Raw genomic sequence first — 18,239 nt, 5'->3', positions numbered from 1 at the left:
GTGTTCGGTAGTCGTTTTGAAGATATCAATTTCAAAGGGGATGTATTTGGCGGGGTAACCACGGCGATTATCTCTCTCCCTCTGGCGTTAGCGTTTGGTGTTGCATCCGGAGCCGGTGCTGAGGCCGGCCTTTGGGGGGCAATAATGGTCGGTTTGTTTGCCTCGTTATTTGGTGGTTCTAATACGTTAATATCAGAACCGACAGGGCCAATGACGGTAATCATGACCGCAGTATTAACCAGTATGATGGCGAAATACCCAGAAACGGGCATGGCTATGACTTTCACGGTTGTCATGATGGCTGGCGCATTCCAAATCCTATTGGGGACGTTAAAACTGGGTAAATACGTTACCTTAATGCCTTATAGCGTTATTTCCGGGTTTATGTCTGGCATTGGTGTGATTCTTATCATTCTGCAGTTATCGCCTTTGATGGGACATGCTGCGCCTTCAGGGGGAGTACTCGGAACGTTATCTGCTTTGCCGGAGACCATTTCTAACCTTAAATTCAGTGAGTTGTTTTTGGGACTACTGACTTTGGGGATTCTTTTTTTCTTCCCTAAGCAATATCGTAAATACGTTCCTGCACAGCTCGTGGCATTGGTCGCGGTAACTTTATTGTCTGTGATTCTCTTTGATACAGAAGATATTCGTCGTATCGGTGAAATTCCTGCTGGGTTACCTTCTCTCGTCGCCCCTTATATTGACACAGATATGTTTGTCGAGATGGTCATTGATGCATTAGTGCTCGGCACATTAGGTTGTATTGATACTTTGTTAACGGCGGTTATCGGTGACTCATTAACTCGTAAAGAACACGACTCAGATAAAGAGCTGCGAGGTCAAGGGTTAGCTAACATGATCTCAGGCTTGTTTGGTGCGCTGCCGGGGGCGGGGGCTACCATGGGGACGGTAACGAATATCCAAGTTGGGGCTCGTTCGCCATTATCTGGTGTGATTCGTGCACTAATGTTGGCGTTGGTTGTACTGGTTGCTGGCGGGTTAACAGAGCCAATCCCGATGGCTGTGTTAGCAGGCATTGCGGTGTATGTTGGCTTTAACATCCTAGACTGGAGCTTTATTCAGAGGGCACATAAGGTAAGCTTTTCCGGAATGGCGGTGATGTATGGCGTTATGTTGCTTACAGTATTCGTTGATCTTATCGTTGCGGTGGGTTTAGGCGTCTTTATCTCGAACATTATCATCATCGAGCGTTTGAGCCGAGAGCAGGCGCGACAAGTAAAAGCGATCAGCGACGCGGATGAAGATGATGTGCCGCTGACTGACAGCGAGCGTGGTTTGTTGGATCGTGCTAATGGTAAAGTGCTGTTCTTTTATCTTTCCGGTCCGATGATCTTTAGTGTTTCTAAAGCCATTTCACGTCAGCACTCTAGTATTTCGGACTATGACGTGATGATTCTCGATCTTACGGATGTACCAATGATTGATGTGACCGTCGGTTTGGCGTTAGAGAATGCGATTAAGGATGCTCTCGATGCCAATTGTGCCGTGTATTTATTATGCCCGAATGAGCGAACACGAGAACAGCTAGAGAAATTCCATGTGATTGACCTTGTGCCTGATGAAAATATGTACCAATTCCGTTACGAAGCATTGAATGCGGCGGTGGCACATGTTGAGGCAGACCAGTATCAGCGCATAACGGCGTAATCATTCTGACAGTTAAAAACGCAACAGTGTCCTGTTGCGTTTTTTTATGCTCTATTTTGTCTTACTCAGAGATAACCTTTACGAGGTAAGGGTTATATTTCCAATATTATCGAAAGGTTTATTTGTAATCATCGTTATTCAACGATAAACTGATGGACCTCCAGTACGATACCCAAGGCGATTTTGTAGTAAACCGCTGATAAATATGAGTCGGTATTAGTAATCACAAACAAACGGCAATCAAGACCTTATGTACGCATTAGAAATTGAACAACTGCGCAAGACGTATGCAGGTGGCTTTGAGGCGTTAAAAGGTATAAGTCTCCAAGTGAAAAAGGGTGACTTCTACGCGCTTCTGGGTCCCAATGGTGCAGGAAAATCGACCACGATTGGTATCATTTCCTCCTTAGTGAATAAAACCTCCGGAACGACGAAAGTTTTCGGTTATGACATTGATACCGACCTCGAATTGGCCAAGCAGAATTTAGGCTTGGTGCCACAAGAGTTCAACTTCAACCAGTTTGAAACCGTTGAGCAAATTGTGATGCAGCAAGCTGGCTATTACGGTGTGTCTAAAGTATTAGCCAAAGAAAGAGCAGAAAAATACCTGAAAAAATTGGATTTATGGGAAAAACGCCAAGAGCGTGCTCGTAACCTATCCGGTGGGATGAAGCGTCGTTTAATGATCGCAAGAGCTTTGATGCACGAGCCGCAGTTACTCATTTTAGATGAACCAACGGCTGGAGTGGATATTGAACTACGCCGCTCAATGTGGGGGTTTCTGAAAGAGATCAACCAAGAGCAAGGAATTACGATTATTTTAACGACACACTACCTAGAAGAAGCGGAGATGCTGTGTCGAAATATCGGCATTATTAATCGTGGTGAGCTGATTGAAAATACCACCATGAAGGCGTTACTAGGTAAGCTAAGCGTCGAAACATTTATCTTGGATGTTGAGTCAGAAGTCGAGGTGCCCGAGCTTGAAGGTGTTAATCGACAAAGTATTGTTAATGGCTCTTTAGAGATAGAACTAGATAAAAGCCAAGGATTGAATTCGGTATTCAGTCAGTTAACAGAGCATGGCATTAAAGTTCTCTCAATGCGTAACAAAGCCAACCGACTTGAAGAGTTGTTTGTCAGCATTGTAAGAGAGGGGAGTATTTAAATGTACGGTTTATATTGGACGGCATTTCGCAGCTTGCTGAGCAAAGAAGTCACTCGTTTTACACGTATTTGGGTGCAAACCTTAGTGCCGCCAGCCATTACGATGACGTTGTACTTCATCATTTTCGGCAATCTTATTGGCTCTCGAATTGGTGAGATGAGCGGCTTTAGTTACATGGAGTACATTGTTCCAGGTTTGATCATGATGTCGGTGATCACCAACTCATACTCGAACGTGGCGTCGTCATTCTTTAGTGCAAAGCTACAGAAGAACATTGAAGAACTGCTGGTGGCACCGGTACCAAACTATGTGATTATTGCTGGCTACGTGATGGGCGGCGTGACTCGAGGTTTGTTGGTCGGTGCAATTGTTACTTGTGTGTCACTTTTGTTCGTTGATTTGCAAGTGAAGCACTGGGGCATTATTGTCGCGACTGTCTTCATGACGTCGGTTGTATTTGCTCTCGGTGGCTTGATCAATGCGGTTTACGCAAAAACGTTTGACGATATTTCGATCATCCCTACGTTTGTATTGACTCCTTTAACTTACTTGGGAGGAGTCTTTTATTCGATCAGTCTGCTGCCTGAATTTTGGCAAGGCGTTTCTAAGATCAACCCAATCGTCTACATGGTGAATGCGTTTCGCTACGGCTTTTTAGGTGTCTCGGATGTGGGCATTGTCACTTCATTTAGTGTACTTGCAGTGTTTGTTGTTGCACTGTATGCCATTGCGCATTATCTAGTAACCAAAGGGATTGGGCTAAGAAGCTAAGCCATTCTCATAAAGCAAAGAGCGGCGATTCACGCTGCTCTTTCGCGTGCATAACAATACATACCCATACAATTTTTCGGTTTTTATCATGGTAGGTTTCAATCATTTGTAATAAATGAGTGATCCTATGAATATTGTCCCGCTGCCGCCTTTCTCCTATCAGTTACTTAAGCCCAAATATTGGTCTGTATGGCTGGCATTTGGATCTTTAGCGATTCTTGTTAATGTACTGCCATACGTAGTATTGCGAATCTTAGGTAGAAGCATCGGCTGTATTGCGATGCATGTAATGAAGCGCCGACACAAGATCGCTCTGCGTAATCTCCAGCTGTGTTTCCCTGATTTTACGGATTGGCAATGTAAGGACGTAGTACGAAAAAATTTTCAATATACTGGAATGGCGATCATCGAAACCGGTATCGCTTGGTTTTGGCCAGATTGGCGGATACGTCGGATAGCCTCTATTGTTGGAAAAGATCGTTTACTCGCTGAGGAAAATAATGGACGTGGTGTGTTGGTGGTGTGCAGTCACCATTTAAACTTGGAGATAACCGCTCGTATTTTTAGCCAGTTTGCCCAAGGTTATGGCGTTTATCGCCCAAATTCGAATCCTGCTTATGAGTTTATTCAACATCGAGGTCGAACTCGTTTTGGACATCAAATGATTGATCGAAAAGATGTGAAATCAATGCTCAAAGTTCTGAAAAATGGTCATCGACTTTGGTATTTGCCCGACCATGATTATGGCGTTAGCCATTCTGTTTTTGCGCCGTTTTTTGCTGTTGAACAAGCGGCGAGTACCGTCGGGTCTAGTGTTCTCATTGATGCAACAAAGTGCGCGGTTATATCTGGCGTTACAGTGAGTAAAAATCACCATTACACGCTGTACATTGGAAAAGACATTAGCGAGCGTTTCGAGAGACGTAATGCGGTTAAAGCGGCAAGCATCTTGAACCAAGAGCTTGAGAAAATGATAAAACGTGATATTCCAGCGTGGATGTGGCTGCACAAGCGGTTTAAAACTCGCCCTGAAGGGTTAGATTGCGTCTATACGTAGAGTATAAAAAAGGTCGACTAAGAGTCGACCTTTTTACTTTTATGGCTCAGAGCTTACTCTGCGTTCTCTGAGTTTGTATTGTTAGATTCAGCTTCTTCCTTCGCTTCGACAACCATATCTACCGTTTGGTTATCGATAAGACGAGCTTTGCCTAGGAACGCAGACATCAGAATGACAGCTTGTGTCGTTTCTGGTGTGATCACTTGTAATGTACGAGCATCACGAATGAAGATCTCATCAGGGTGCAGACCTGCAGCTCGAAGTTGGTCGCTTGCATCTTCGATGATCGATGCGTAGTCATCGCGGCCACCGCGAATGGCACTACTGATCCAACGCATTGTACGAGCAAGTACAGGCGCACGTTGACGCTCGTCCAGCGTAAGCAAGCCATTGCGTGAACTCATTGCTAAACCGTCCATTTCACGTACGGTTGGTACACCGATGATTTCAATGTCCATTGCTAGGTCATCAACCATCTTGCGGATAACAGCAAGTTGTTGGAAGTCCTTCTCGCCGAAGCACGCGACATCCGGTTGTACGATGTTAAACAGCTTATTCACAATCGTCGTCACGCCACGGAAATGACCTGGTCGAGACGCGCCTTCGAGAATTGTTGATAGGCCAGGGACATCGACGAAGGTTTGCTTATCCAGACCTTCAGGGTAGATAACTTCTGGTGTTGGCGTAAATACCACATCGACCCCTTCAGAGGTTAACTTGCTTAAGTCTTCCTCTAGCGTGCGTGGGTAATTATTTAAATCGTCTGCACGATCAAACTGCATCGGATTAACAAAGATGCTTACGACAACGATATCAGCGTATTCGCGTGCTTTACGCACTAAAGTTAAGTGGCCTTCGTGAAGGTTGCCCATGGTAGGGACAAACGCCACTTTACGACCTTCACGTTTAAAGGTTTTAAGGTGTTCACGAACTGCTGAGATTTCCGCAAAAGTTTGCATGCATTTATCCTCTAGGCAATGGTATGAGCGTCGTCTGGGAATACACCGTTGGCTACATCTTCAATGTATTTAGCAACGGCTTTGCGCATATCACCTGTTTCAGCAAGAAAGTTTTTGGAGAATTTCGGCATGTAGTTGGCAGAAATACCAAACATATCATGCATTACGAGAATTTGACCATCTGTTACGTTACCTGCACCAATACCGATAACAGGAACCTCAAGCACTTGCGTAATACGTTCAGCAAGCTCAGCTGGTACGCACTCTAGTAAGACGATTTGAGCGCCTGCTTCTTGCAGCGCTAATGCGTCTTTTACCATGCGGTCTGCTTTTTCTTGATCGCGACCTTGGATTTTGTAACCACCAAAAATATTAACAGCTTGAGGAGTTAAACCAAGATGAGCACAAACTGGAACTGATCGTTCAGTGAGCATTTTCACCGTGTCGACAAGCCAGTCACCACCTTCAATTTTTACCATATTGGCACCAGCACGCATCAGTTTAGCCGCATTTTCGCAAGCTTGCTCTGGGGTGGTGTAGCTCATGAATGGCATGTCTGCCATCAACAAACAATTTGGGCTACCAGCGCGTACGCAACGAGTATGGTAAGCGATATCATCGACCGTTACTGGTAGAGTATCGTTGTGACCTTGCAAAACCATACCTAGAGAATCACCAACAAGAAGTACTGGCATTTCTTGGCTTTCAAACAGTTGGGCAAAGCTCGCATCATAAGCGGTTGAAGTAGCAAATTTACGACCTTCTTGCTTCCACTTGATTAGGTCGTTGATGGTCATTTTTTTCATGGTTTTATCCTTACTAGGAGTTGGCTATGACTGCCAGATACTGAGGCCGTTTCTATCTACTTGTTCCAGTAGTTCAGAGACCTCGGTCCCATCAGGGAGTTGTAAACTTGGTGCAATTTCCGCAAGAGGGTAGAGTACGAATTCACGCTCTTTCATTCCATAATGAGGAACGATCAGCCTCTCGGAATTAATCACCTCATTGCCATAAAGCACAATGTCGAGGTCCAAGGTTCTTGGTCCCCAGCGTTCGTCTTTACGGACACGCCCTTGTTCTTGCTCTATAGCTTGTGTGCAATTGAGCAATTCAATAGGCGTCAAGCTGGTGTTAATAGACACAACCGCATTGATGTAATCCGGTTGGTTTTGTGGCCCCATTGGCGTGCTGCTGTATAGCGAAGAAGCTTGAACAAACTCTGATTTAGGCAGCGTTTTTAATGCTTCAATCGCTTGCTTCGCTTGGCTGACAGGATCAGCCAAGTTACTGCCTACCGCAATGTACGCTGTAATCATGATTTGGGCTTACTCTTTTTCTTGCGATAAGTTTTACGGCGGCGCTGGCCTGTTTTCGGTGATTGACCGTCTAAGTCGGCAGCCATTGCTTGACGCATTTCTCGGCCTGCATTTTGAAAAGTTTCCCACCACTTGGCAAGCTTCTGAGTGTCACCACCTTCAATTTCACCGCGCATTTCAAGAAAATCAAAGCCAGCTCTAAATTTATTGAGCTCCATAAGACGGAATGCACGTTTACCGTTACGTCGTGGAAGACGAAGCTGTAACTGCCAAATCTCGCGAATGGTTGCGGTGTGGCGTCTTGGAATGGCAATTGTGCGAACTTGCTCGTCAAGAATGATGTTGCTCGCTTCCATAATGGCGTCGTAATGGCCTAAGTTGCGCTCTTCCATCAGTTCATCGGCTTTCGCACACAGTGGGTACCACAGCATTGCAGCAAACATAAATGCTGGATTGATGCGTTTCCCATCTTCGATGCGCATGTCGGTAGAATCTAGGACAAGATCCAACATCTGCTCAGTGTGAGAGGAGTAATCTTCTGTAAAGTGCGCTGCAATCGTCGGGAATAGTTGCTGGAATAGGTTGTACTCACGCAGTAGGTGGTAGGTTTCTAAGCCATGACCGGATTGCAATAATTTGAGTGACTCTTCAAAAAGACGCGCTGACGGAATGTCACCGAGCAACGGTGCCATGTGTTCGATTGGCGCTGCGGTGTCTTCTTCAATATCAAAGTCTAGTTTTACCGCGAAACGAACCGCACGCAGCATGCGCACAGGGTCTTCACGGTAGCGTGTTTCTGGATCACCAATCAGTCGAATTAGGCGATCTTCTAAATCTTCAATACCACGTGCGTAGTCGTGAATCGAGTAATCTGCGATGTTGTAGTACATCGAGTTAATCGTGAAATCACGGCGCTCAGCATCTTCATCGATGGTGCCGTAGACGTTGTCACGCAGCAGCATACCCTCTTTTGATTGCTGAGAAATGCTCTTATTCTTTTGCTCTTGGTGGTGACCACGGAATGTCGCAACCTCAATGATGTCTCGGCCAAACATAATATGAGCCAAGCGGAAGCGGCGACCAATCAAACGGCAGTTACGAAATAGCTGTTTGATCTGTTCCGGCGTTGCGTTGGTCGCAATGTCAAAATCTTTTGGTTTTTGTCCAAGCAGTAAGTCTCGAACCCCGCCACCCACAAGAAAAGCATCGAAACCAGCACCATTTAGGCGGTACAGTACCTTCAGCGCATTATCACTGATCTGCTTACGCGAAATGTTGTGCTCTTCACGAGTTATTACATTGAGAGCGAGCTCTGGAATTGTGGCAGGTTCGCTTGGTGTATAGTCGTTTGTATTCATGTGCATCTGGCAATAACTGGGTTTAATCCAATCTTGCTTTGGTTAGTTTTATACGCCTCTAGGGCCTAATTTGCGGCTAATGATAGCCTACACAATGCCATTTGAGAATCACGGTGTGATCTCGATCTCTGCTGGAAGCTGTTCCAAGCGCCAGTTTTCGCAGCCCCAACGAAGAATATCTTCTATGTTGGCCGCCCTTACGGTTTCAGGTATCTCGAAACCTAAAAATGTCATGGCGCGCAATAGAGTAGGTTTTGGTGTATCTATATCAATAGCCGTCGCGTGATTTTGTTTCGACAATTTATTGCCGTTGTTGTCCATCGCCAATGGTAAATGCAAGTAGCTAACTTCTGGCTGACCAAGTATTTGGTACAGGCTAATTTGACGCCCTGTCGGCTCGATTAAGTCTGCACCTCGCACGACTTCTGTGACGCCTTGGTCGATGTCGTCCAATACTACCGCAAGATTATAAGCAAATAATCCATCTCGACGTTTAATAATGAAATCTTCATTAACGAGTTGCTCTGGAATAGTAATGGTTCCCCGCTTTTGGTCGAGGAAATGAGCGACAGGCTTGGTCATTTTTAGGCGAATCGCGCCTTCTTTCAAGTTTTTATCGCGGCAAGTGCCAGGATAAAAACCGCCATGCTCTTTAATTTGCTTACGAGTACATTGGCAATAATAGGCTTCCCCATTTTCGAGCCATTTGTTTATTTGAGCTTGGTAAAGGTCGTGACGTTCGCTCTGGTATACCACTTCTCCATCCCAATGCAGCTGATAGGCCTTGAGTGCCTCTAGGATAAGTTGCGCTGCACCTGGCATTTCTCTTGGTGGGTCTAAGTCCTCAATACGTACTAACCAAGCTCCGTTTTGTGCTTTTGCTTGAAAATAACTGCCAAGAGCGGCAATCAGTGAACCAAAATGCAGTGGACCAGAAGGAGATGGGGCGAATCGACCTACATAGCGTGTCATGCGTGTATCTCGAATTTAGTAAACAAATAGGGTGCGAAGGTAGCCAAAACAAAAAGGGAGCCTGAGCTCCCTTCAACAATCATAATGCTGGGTGATTAACCTTGCATTTGCTTCTCTTTGATTTCTGCAAGTGTTTTACAGTCAATACAAAGGTCAGCGGTTGGACGTGCTTCAAGACGGCGAACGCCAATCTCTACGCCACAAGACTCACAGAAGCCAAAATCGTCTTCTTTGATTTTATCCAAAGTCTTTTCAATCTTCTTGATCAAACGGCGTTCGCGGTCACGGTTACGCAGTTCTAGGCTGAACTCTTCCTCTTGAGAGGCGCGGTCAACTGGATCTGGGAAGTTTGCTGCTTCGTCCTGCATGTGGTGAACAGTACGATCCACTTCAGCTCTTAGCTGGTCGCGCCAAGCTGTTAAGATTTTCGTAAAGTGTTCAACCTGCTCTGGTGACATGTACTCTTCACCAGGTTTTTCCTGATATGGCTCCACGCCGGCAATGGCTAGGATGCCTATCGTTTTCTTCTTTGATTCTGGCATACAGCATCTCCTACTTACACCTAGTCAACTGCTACGCAGTCAATTTAAGGCGGGTATCTATAGCAAAAAGAGGCGGTGCAAGCAAATACTGAATCGCAAAGTTATCGTCAATGTGAAGACGACATCATTTTTTCTCTTAATTGATAAAATCAATAGCGGAAATCAGCTTCATTCCAGTATCGCTCAGTTCAGCTTTGTAGCAGAGAACTTCCACTCCAGCGTCTTGTGCTTGTTTGAGTAATAGTGAATATTTCGCGTCTATATGGTGCGCCGCGGATACTTTTTCAATACCTGAATGTAAAACAGTGAATAAAAGTATGGCTCTACTTCCATTTTGTGCCATTTCTGTGAGCTCTCTCAGGTGTTTTTGTCCCCGAGTCGTGACCGCATCTGGGAAGTATCCTTGTCCAGTAGAGTCGGTCTCATCAAGAAGAGTGACGCTTTTCACTTCTATATAGCACTTTGGCTTGTCGTCTGCGCTGAGCAAGATATCAATTCGGCTATTTTCATTGCCGTATTTCACCTCAGTTTGAAGTGTGTCATAACCATAAAGCTCTGAAATGACATTATTTTCAATAGCCTCTACGGCTAATTGATTGGCACGCGCGGTGTTGATACAAATACGGTGGCCTTGTTCGGTCTCACTCAACTCCCAACTATTGGGGTATTTTCGTTTCGGGTTGTCGGAAGTAGAAAACCAAACTTTGTTTCCGGGCGTTGCACAACCCGTCATTGCACCTGTATTTGCGCAGTGGATTGTACGGATTTCACCAGTATCGAGCTCGATATCGGCAAGAAAGCGTTTATAACGTTTGAGTAGAGTGGCGGACTCTAAAACGGGTGTGAAATGCATTTGCTTATTTAGACAAAAAATTTTTTATGTACAATGTTGCCACCATTACACCATAAGGTATTTCCTTTGTCACAATTGCCGATTGAAGCCGTGATGCCTGAGTTGCTGACGGCGGTCAAAAATCAACATCAAGTGATCTTAAAAGCGGCGCCTGGTGCCGGTAAGTCGACTTACTTCCCTTTGCAGTTACTCTTAAATCATTCGGTTGCTGGAAAAATCATCATGCTTGAGCCAAGACGACTCGCGGCGCGTAACATTGCCCGTTATCTTGCTGAGCAATTGGGAGAACAAGTTGGTCAACGCGTGGGTTATCGAGTTCGTGGCGAGGCAAAGGTAAGTTCTGCAACGCAGCTGGAGATCGTGACCGAAGGGATCATGACCAGGATGATCCAAACTGACCCTGAACTGGATGGGGTTGATCTACTGATCTTTGATGAGTTTCATGAACGCAGCATTCATGCCGATACCGCTTTGGCATTCAGTTTAGAAGTTCAAGAGGCATTGCGAGACGATCTCAAGCTGGTGGTAATGTCGGCAACGCTTGACCAACAAGCATTACAATCGTTGTTGCCGGAAGCCAGTTACATTGAATCTGAAGGGCGGAGCTTTGATGTGGCAATGCGCTACCAGCCGTTAGGTGTGAACGAGCATTTACCTACGAGTATGGCAAAAACAATAGAAAGTCTTATGAACAAAGAGTCTGGATCTTTGTTAGCTTTCCTACCGGGTGTTGGTGCCATAAAACAAGTTGAAGAGCGGTTGTCTCATTTAGCGGATGATATCGACGTATGCCCACTTTATGGTCAACTGAGTTTTGCAGATCAACAAAAAGCGATTACGCCAGCAGAACAAGGTAAGCGTAAAGTCGTTCTAGCGACCAACATTGCAGAAACTTCACTAACGATTGAAGGCATTCGCCTCGTCGTTGATTCTGGGTTAGAGCGTGTTGCCCGCTTTGATTTGAAAAACGGTTTAACACGCTTAGAGCAAACACGCATTGCACAGTCTTCAGCGATTCAGCGTGCAGGACGAGCGGGACGAATAGAAGAGGGCATTTGTGTTCGTCTTTATTCTGAAAGCCAGTTCAAGCAGCAACCGCTAGTTCCCCAACCCGAAATTTTGCATTCCGATTTGGCTAGTTTAGTTATGGAGCTTGCCTTTTGGGGAGCGAGTGATATCCACGATCTAAAGTGGCTTGATGTTCCAGCTAATGCGTCATTGGAACAAGCGAAGCAGCTATTGGTGTCATTGGGACTACTGACGGAAAAAGGGCAATTAACGTCCGAAGGAAAACAGGCGCATGAACTAGGCGTTGAGCCTCGTGCGGCTGCGATGCTAATTAAAGCGCAATCTTACAGTGATAAGATGTTAAATGCTGCTTTGGCGGCGGTCGCACTGATTGAAGAGCCAGAGAGGAGTGTTACCAATATCGCTCATAGCTTGCATCGTTGGCTTGTTGGTACTCATCCAAAAAAGTCGATGTTGTTCAAGCGTGCTCAATCTCTAGCGTACAAATTGGATACGGTATTTGACCTGAAAGGCGTGGATGAAGATGCATTACCGCTGGTGTTAAGTTTGGCATTTCCAGATCGCATTGCGCAGCAGCGCACAAATCAATTTGGGCGATTTACTTTGGCTAATGGTCATGGTGCAGAATGTCGTCAGGAAGACATGCTAGGTGGCTGTGAGTATTTGGTTGCCGTTGACTTAATGCGTTCTCATTCTAACTCAAGTCAAATTCATTCGGCATGTGAATTGGATGTCAATATATTGCGAACGACCTTTGATACGCTATTTTCGTCTGAAGAAGTAGTGGACTGGGATGAAAAAAGAGGCCGTCTAATAGCTGAGCGACAAACAAAACTCGGTCTGCTGGTCGTTGAACGCGAGCCGTTGCCAAGCCCGGGCAAAGAAAAAATGACACAAGCTTTACTCACGTATGTCCGCCGCCAGGGCTTACAGAGTCTAAACTGGACACCGGCAGCGGAGAGCTTGTTGGCTCGGATTCGTTGTGCGGTGGAATGGTTACCTGAGCAGTCATGGCCAGTGTTTGATGAAGCCAGTTTGCTGGATTCATTAGAGGAGTGGTTAGAACCATACATGACGTCTGTCAGCTCGGTTAAAGACCTGAGCAAGATAAACTTGGTCGAAGCGCTTAATGCTCTATTAGGTTGGCCACTCAATCAACAACTGGATGAATGGTTACCTGAGCATTACCAACTACCCACAGGTTCAAAGAAGCGTATCCGTTACCAATATGGCCACGAGCCGATATTATCGGTGCGTATGCAAGAAGTATTTGGGGAGAGTGGTTCCCCAACGGTGGCTCTTGGCCGCAAGCGTTTGGTGCTTGAACTGCTTTCACCGGCACAACGTCCATTGCAAGTAACGTCGGACTTGGCGGCTTTCTGGAACGGAAGCTACAAAGACGTTCAAAAAGAGATGAAAGGGCGCTACCCAAAACACGTTTGGCCAGATGATCCTGCCAATCATGTAGCAACAACGAAAACAAAAAGACAATTGAATAATGACTGACAGCAAGAAGCCTAGCGCGAAAAAAGCGCCAGCGAAGAAAAGTACAACCAATAAAGGAACCGCAAAACAGACTCGACGTACGCCGAGTAAAAAACCGACTAACGAGAAACGTTCGTGGTTGAAAGTTCTGTGGTCGTTTAGCTGGAAAGCTGGCGTTGCACTTGCCGCTGTTTTGCTGTTTGTTGGGATTTACTTAGATAGTGTGGTGAAAGAACGCTTTGAAGGCCAGCTGTTTGAGCTGCCAACGGTGGTTTATGCCCGTATCTTGAATCTAAGCCCTGGTGAGAATATCACCATCCAAGAACTGCGCAACGAGCTAGATGTGTTGAATTACCGTAAAGTGAGTCAACCTCGTTACCCAGGCGAATATTCCTCTTCTTCCACTCGGATTGAATTGATTCGCCGTCCATTCGAGTTTGCCGATGGTCCCGAGCCGGATCGTCACATTATGCTGCATTTCTCTGATTCCGGCTTGCAACGTATTCAGTCTTTAGAATCTCGAGGAGACCTTGGTTACTTGCGCCTAGAACCGAAGATGTTGGGCATGCTGGAGAAAGACCGTGATGAACAGCGTCTTTTCTTACGTCGTGATCAGTTCCCTGAAATTTTAGTGGATGCACTGCTTGCGACCGAAGACCGGGATTTTTATCAACATGACGGGGTGTCACCGCTGGCGATTGCACGTGCATTGGTTGCGAACATTAAGGCCGGTCGTACTGTTCAAGGTGGTAGTACGCTGACTCAGCAATTGGCAAAAAACCTGTTTTTGACTCGTGATAAAACACTGTGGCGTAAAGTTCGAGAAGCGTATATCGCGCTAATTTTGGATTACCGTTACAGCAAAGATCGTATCTTAGAAGCCTACCTCAACGAAGTGTACCTAGGTCAAAGTGGAGGTGAAGCGATCCACGGGTTTGGCTTGGCGTCGCGTTACTATTTTGGGCAGCCAATTCAGGAGTTGCGAATCGATCAGCTGGCGATGTTAGTTGGGATGGTAAAAGGACCGTCTTACTACAACCCAATTCGTTACCCTGAGAGAACGAAAGAGCGTCGTGATCTCGTTCTGCGCCTGTTAATGCAGCAAAACATGTTGACTTCAGAGCAGTATGAACAAGCTGTAAGTCGTCCACTCGATACGCAAAGCAAGCCACGTATTGCGAGCCGTCAGCCAGCTTATTTCCAACAATTGAGCATTGAATTAAAAGAAAAAGTTGGGGAGCGATTTAAAGCAGAGACCGGACTGCGCGTGTTTACGTCTCTGGACCCAGTATCGCAAAGCAAAATGGAACAAGCTATCGCGAAAAAGATCCCAGAACTAGCTAAACGGGGTGGTAAAGAGTTAGAAGCCGCTGCTGTGGCCGTTGATCGCCATAGTGGTGAAATCCGTGCGATGGTTGGTGGTAAACGTGTCGGTTATGAAGGCTTTAACCGAGCGCTCAATGCCAGTCGTCCAATTGGTTCTTTAGTGAAACCAGCGATTTACTTAACGGCTCTAGAACAACCGGATAAATACAACCTAGGCACGACGCTACACGACACGCCGTTAAGTCTGAAGAGCAGTAAAGGTAACGTGTGGACGCCGCGCAACTACGATAGAAAATATCGTGGTGATGTGCCACTTTACATTGCTTTAGCGAAATCACTTAACGTACCAACCGTGCGCTTAGGTATGGCACTTGGCATTCCTGAAGTCTCCAATACTTTAGAGCGTTTGGGCGTGAACAAAGACGAAATTCGCCCAGTGCCTTCGATGTTTTTGGGTTCGTTTTCTTTGACGCCATTCGAAGTCGCACAGATGTATCAGACTCTGACGAATTCAGGTAAGCGTGCAAAACTGACCGCTCTGCGCTCAGTCATGGATATGGAAGGTAATGTGCTGTATCAATCCTTGCCTCGTTCATCAAGAGCCGTGGATGAACAAGCTGCATGGCTAACGACCTACGCGATGAAACAAGGGGTTGCTCAAGGCACTGGCCGCTTCTTACAAAGCCAGTTTGGTTGGGCTGCATTGGCAGGAAAAACGGGTACCAGTAATGACAACCGCGATAGTTGGTTTGTCGGTGTTGATGGTCGTGAGGTGACGACAATTTGGCTAGGCCGCGACGATAATAAACCCGTGAATCTAACGGGGTCGAGTGGTGCATTACGAGTGTACGCAGAGTACTTGAAGCAGCGTATTCCTGAGCGCTTAGAGCTCCCATGGCCAAGAGAAATCACCACATTAGGGTTCAAGCCTACATCTGATGGAGGTTTAGAAATGAACTGCCGTAGTGATTACAAACTGCCGGTTTGGGATAAAACCGGTCAGATAAAGCAACAGTGTGAGAAGAAATCAAACTGGTTAAATAGCATATTTGATTGGTAGCATCGCCAAATCAACAACATTAGCTTGTTTATCTGATTAATTCTTAGTACATATTAGGGCGTGTTAGTACAGTACTGCTAGCACGCCCTACTTGATCAGATATTCAATAAAGGAAGAAGTGAATGTTCAAAAAGCTGTTATCAAGCCCATCGGTTCGCAACTTTGCGCTTTGGGTTAGTACCTTTTTGATGATCACTCCTTCTGTTTCCCTCGCAAACTCTCTAACAAAAACGGATGACTTGGAACCTCGACCAAAGGTGGCGGTTGTGCTCGCTGGTGGCGGAGCGAAAGGGGCGGCACACATTGGGGTTTTAAAAGCATTGGAAGAAATGCAGATCCCTGTCGATATTGTGACCGGTACCAGTATGGGCGCCTATGTGGGTGGGCTCTATGCCACGGGGATGAGTGCTGATGAAATTGAGAGTTTTATCTACACCGTCGATTGGGGCAGCGGTTATCGAGATCGTGTTGACCGTAGCCAACGTCGAGTTCGTGACAAAGAGTATGAAGACCGCTATCAAATTAATACCGATCTCGGCTTAAGGTTCGGTGAGGTACGAGCACCAACGGGTGTGGTGCAAGGCCAGAACATGTTGCGAGTATTGCGTGAGACTACAGGGAACTTAGGGCGATTCGATTCTTTTGATGATCTTGCCATTCCTTATCGTTCTGTTGCGACAGATATTCTTGCCTTAGAAGAAGTCGTATTGGGCAATGGTTACCTTGTGGACGCCATGATGGCTAGCATGTCTGTACCAGGAGCGCTTCCTCCCTATAAGCTCAATGGCCATATGCTTGTTGATGGCGGCGTCGTCAATAACATGCCTGTCGATGTGGCTCGCGCCATGGGGGCTGATGTCGTTATTGCCGTCGATATTAGCACCGATTACAAAACCGAAGATGAATTTACGGGGCTGTTTACTGTCGCGGACCAACTCTCTAACTATCTCGTTCGTCGTAGTACACAACAGCAAGTGGACGAGCTTGAACCTCAAGATATCTATATTCGTCCCAATGTGGGCACCATGGAAACTGTCGAGTTCGACAAAATGCCTTGGGCTTTTCAAGCTGGGTACGATATTACCAAGCAGTTAAAAGACAAGCTGAAAGGGTTGCGCTTGTCCAATGCGGACTATCAAAAATACATCGATCGCAAACAAGAAGTTCGTAAAACTTTGATTTATGGTGATCAGCGTGTGGTTGATGACATAGTGATTGTTAATAACACGCACTACAGCGATGTGTTGTTGACGAATCGTATTGAATTAGAAACCGGACGTCGTATTTCAACGGCCGAAATTGAGAAAGCCGTTGAAAACCTCTACGCGTTAGATAGGTTCGAGCTCATCACTTATCACTTTGAAGAGGTGGATGGTGAGACATTGTTGGTTTTTGATGTTAACGAGAAGTCGTGGGGGCCTAATTATCTCAACTTCCGATTTTTTCTTGAAGATGACTTCGATACAGATAGCCAGTACGGCATAGGAATATCGACCAACTTTACCAATTTAAACTCTCATGGCGCGGAGTTGGCGTTCAACGTAGAAATGGGCACGGATAAGCTGATTGAAGCTGAGTTGTATTCCCCTGTTTTATCTAGCCAAGAACTTTTTGTATCGGGGCGAATTTCCTATGGTAGTGAGAGCCGAAACTTACCTTTAACAGAGCCTCAAGCACCAGATTTAGAGTCAGTAAATGACTTTTTTCCGGTCACTTACGATGATTTTACAACAGAGTTAGCGATAGGTATCCAACCCACATTGTGGCAAGAACTTCGATTTGGCGCTCGCTACTCAACCGGAGATATTGAGCTTTCTACTTTGGCTTCTGCTGGTAAATTGGATTTTGAACGTCGTGGCCTGTTTGCCAATTATCGCCTAGATACACTTGATGATTTCGCATTTCCGACTCGTGGGCTTTTAGTCGATCTCGAATATTTAGTGTCTCATGATCAAAGTCCTCAAGGCGTTAGCCTTTTAGAAACTGACAAAATTATTGAAGATACCGTTTATGAAATCTCTGCACGATTTAAAGGTGCAGTGAGTCATCAGCGTCATACTTTAGTCGGACATGCTGAATATAGTTTTGTAGAGAGTAAAAACTCATCTTTACCGCTTGATCCCAGAGAGTTGGGCGGCTTCTTAAGCCTATCGGGAATCCCAAGAAATAGCCTGATCGGACAGAACTTATTTTTCAGCAGTTTGGTGTACCGATATAAGTGGTTTGATAATGATTTCGGATTGTTTGAAGCTCCAGTCTACCTGGGCGCATCGGTCGAATATGGCGGTGTTTGGTCTGATAATGATCTGAAACTAAACGAAGCGCCGCTTTACAATGCTGGCTCCATCTTCTTTGGTGTTGACTCACCAATAGGACCAATAATGTTGGCATACGGTCGTACCGAGCAAGATTTGGATGCTGTGTATTTGATCGTAGGAACATCGTTTAATTAATCGGGTATGAGAAAGCAAAAACTTGGCATATTTGGTCAAAATTAGCAGAACTTTAGTCGTAAGTTGCTATGTTGGTCAAAATGATAAGATTTTAATTTAAGGTTAAATTTGCTATTATTTTGCCCACAGTTTGGCCTCTACGGCGCTGTTTCTCAATCATAATTGAATGAAAACAAGGGCAATGGAGAGCCAAGTTTCCAAGGATGTTCACTCCTTTAC

The 18,239-nt window shown here is 45.6% G+C and carries 14 protein-coding genes; 7 read left to right on the top strand and 7 right to left on the bottom strand.

The window, feature by feature from the left end:
- The 4 genes from CAG68_RS00595 to CAG68_RS00580 form a co-directional block, all read left to right on the top strand.
- On the top strand, positions 1-1,671 hold a 1,671-nt coding region (locus CAG68_RS00595), incomplete at its 5' end, for a SulP family inorganic anion transporter (protein WP_202599811.1).
- A gap of 250 nt (positions 1,672-1,921) precedes the next feature.
- Positions 1,922-2,839, top strand: a complete 918-nt coding sequence (locus CAG68_RS00590; protein ID WP_161440656.1) for an ABC transporter ATP-binding protein — start codon at positions 1,922-1,924, stop codon at positions 2,837-2,839.
- Positions 2,840-3,610 (top strand): ABC transporter permease, encoded by a 771-nt coding sequence (locus CAG68_RS00585; RefSeq protein ID WP_017820398.1) that lies wholly within the window; start codon positions 2,840-2,842, stop codon positions 3,608-3,610.
- A 127-nt stretch (positions 3,611-3,737) separates the two neighbouring features.
- Positions 3,738-4,667 carry a Kdo(2)-lipid IV(A) acyltransferase gene (locus CAG68_RS00580; protein WP_161440655.1) on the top strand — a complete coding sequence of 310 codons (930 nt, stop codon included), beginning with the start codon at positions 3,738-3,740 and terminating at the stop codon, positions 4,665-4,667.
- Between the two features lie 53 nt (positions 4,668-4,720).
- Here the strand turns inward: CAG68_RS00580 and panC are convergent, their stop codons facing one another.
- The 7 genes from panC to sfsA form a co-directional block, all read right to left on the bottom strand.
- Positions 4,721-5,626 (bottom strand): pantoate--beta-alanine ligase, encoded by a 906-nt coding sequence (gene panC / locus CAG68_RS00575; protein ID WP_161440654.1) that lies wholly within the window; start codon positions 5,624-5,626, stop codon positions 4,721-4,723.
- A gap of 11 nt (positions 5,627-5,637) precedes the next feature.
- Positions 5,638-6,432, bottom strand: coding sequence for a 3-methyl-2-oxobutanoate hydroxymethyltransferase (gene panB / locus CAG68_RS00570; RefSeq protein WP_161440653.1), 795 nt, complete (start codon positions 6,430-6,432; stop codon positions 5,638-5,640).
- Between the two features lie 24 nt (positions 6,433-6,456).
- On the bottom strand, positions 6,457-6,942 hold the full coding sequence (gene folK, locus CAG68_RS00565) for a 2-amino-4-hydroxy-6-hydroxymethyldihydropteridine diphosphokinase (protein WP_017635910.1): 486 nt from the start codon (positions 6,940-6,942) through the stop codon (positions 6,457-6,459).
- Positions 6,939-8,306, bottom strand: coding sequence for a polynucleotide adenylyltransferase PcnB (gene pcnB, locus CAG68_RS00560; protein ID WP_005386589.1), 1,368 nt, complete (start codon positions 8,304-8,306; stop codon positions 6,939-6,941). The genes folK and pcnB overlap by 4 nt, the downstream gene beginning before the upstream one ends.
- Before the next feature lie 102 nt (positions 8,307-8,408).
- The gene (gluQRS, locus tag CAG68_RS00555) at positions 8,409-9,272 is read right to left on the bottom strand and encodes a tRNA glutamyl-Q(34) synthetase GluQRS (RefSeq protein WP_104975576.1); all 864 of its coding nucleotides are present in this window, start codon (positions 9,270-9,272) and stop codon (positions 8,409-8,411) included.
- 95 nt (positions 9,273-9,367) lie between these two features.
- Positions 9,368-9,814 carry an RNA polymerase-binding protein DksA gene (dksA, locus tag CAG68_RS00550; protein ID WP_005386584.1) on the bottom strand — a complete coding sequence of 149 codons (447 nt, stop codon included), beginning with the start codon at positions 9,812-9,814 and terminating at the stop codon, positions 9,368-9,370.
- A gap of 136 nt (positions 9,815-9,950) precedes the next feature.
- Positions 9,951-10,667 carry a DNA/RNA nuclease SfsA gene (sfsA, locus tag CAG68_RS00545; RefSeq protein WP_161440652.1) on the bottom strand — a complete coding sequence of 239 codons (717 nt, stop codon included), beginning with the start codon at positions 10,665-10,667 and terminating at the stop codon, positions 9,951-9,953.
- Positions 10,668-10,733: 66 nt separating this feature from the next.
- Between sfsA and hrpB the strand changes: the two genes are divergently transcribed.
- The 3 genes from hrpB to CAG68_RS00530 all read left to right on the top strand — a co-directional run bounded on the left by hrpB (position 10,734) and on the right by CAG68_RS00530 (position 18,020).
- Positions 10,734-13,202: an ATP-dependent helicase HrpB gene (gene hrpB / locus CAG68_RS00540; protein WP_005380021.1), complete on the top strand. Its 2,469-nt coding sequence runs from the start codon at positions 10,734-10,736 to the stop codon at positions 13,200-13,202.
- Entirely contained in the window at positions 13,195-15,567 is a 2,373-nt protein-coding gene (gene mrcB, locus CAG68_RS00535; RefSeq protein WP_005380020.1) for a penicillin-binding protein 1B, read from the top strand. Before hrpB ends, mrcB begins: the two co-directional genes overlap by 8 nt.
- Positions 15,568-15,689: 122 nt before the next feature.
- Entirely contained in the window at positions 15,690-18,020 is a 2,331-nt protein-coding gene (locus CAG68_RS00530; RefSeq protein WP_005380018.1) for a patatin-like phospholipase family protein, read from the top strand.
- Positions 18,021-18,239: the final 219 nt, after the last annotated feature.

Origin of the sequence: Vibrio sp. V42_P2S4T144 (assembly GCF_009904715.1) — a bacterium.
In the GTDB taxonomy this organism is placed as follows: Bacteria; Pseudomonadota; Gammaproteobacteria; order Enterobacterales; family Vibrionaceae; genus Vibrio; species Vibrio alginolyticus.
Note: the sequence above shows the minus strand (reverse complement) of the source record. Positions and strands in the feature narration are given on the sequence as shown.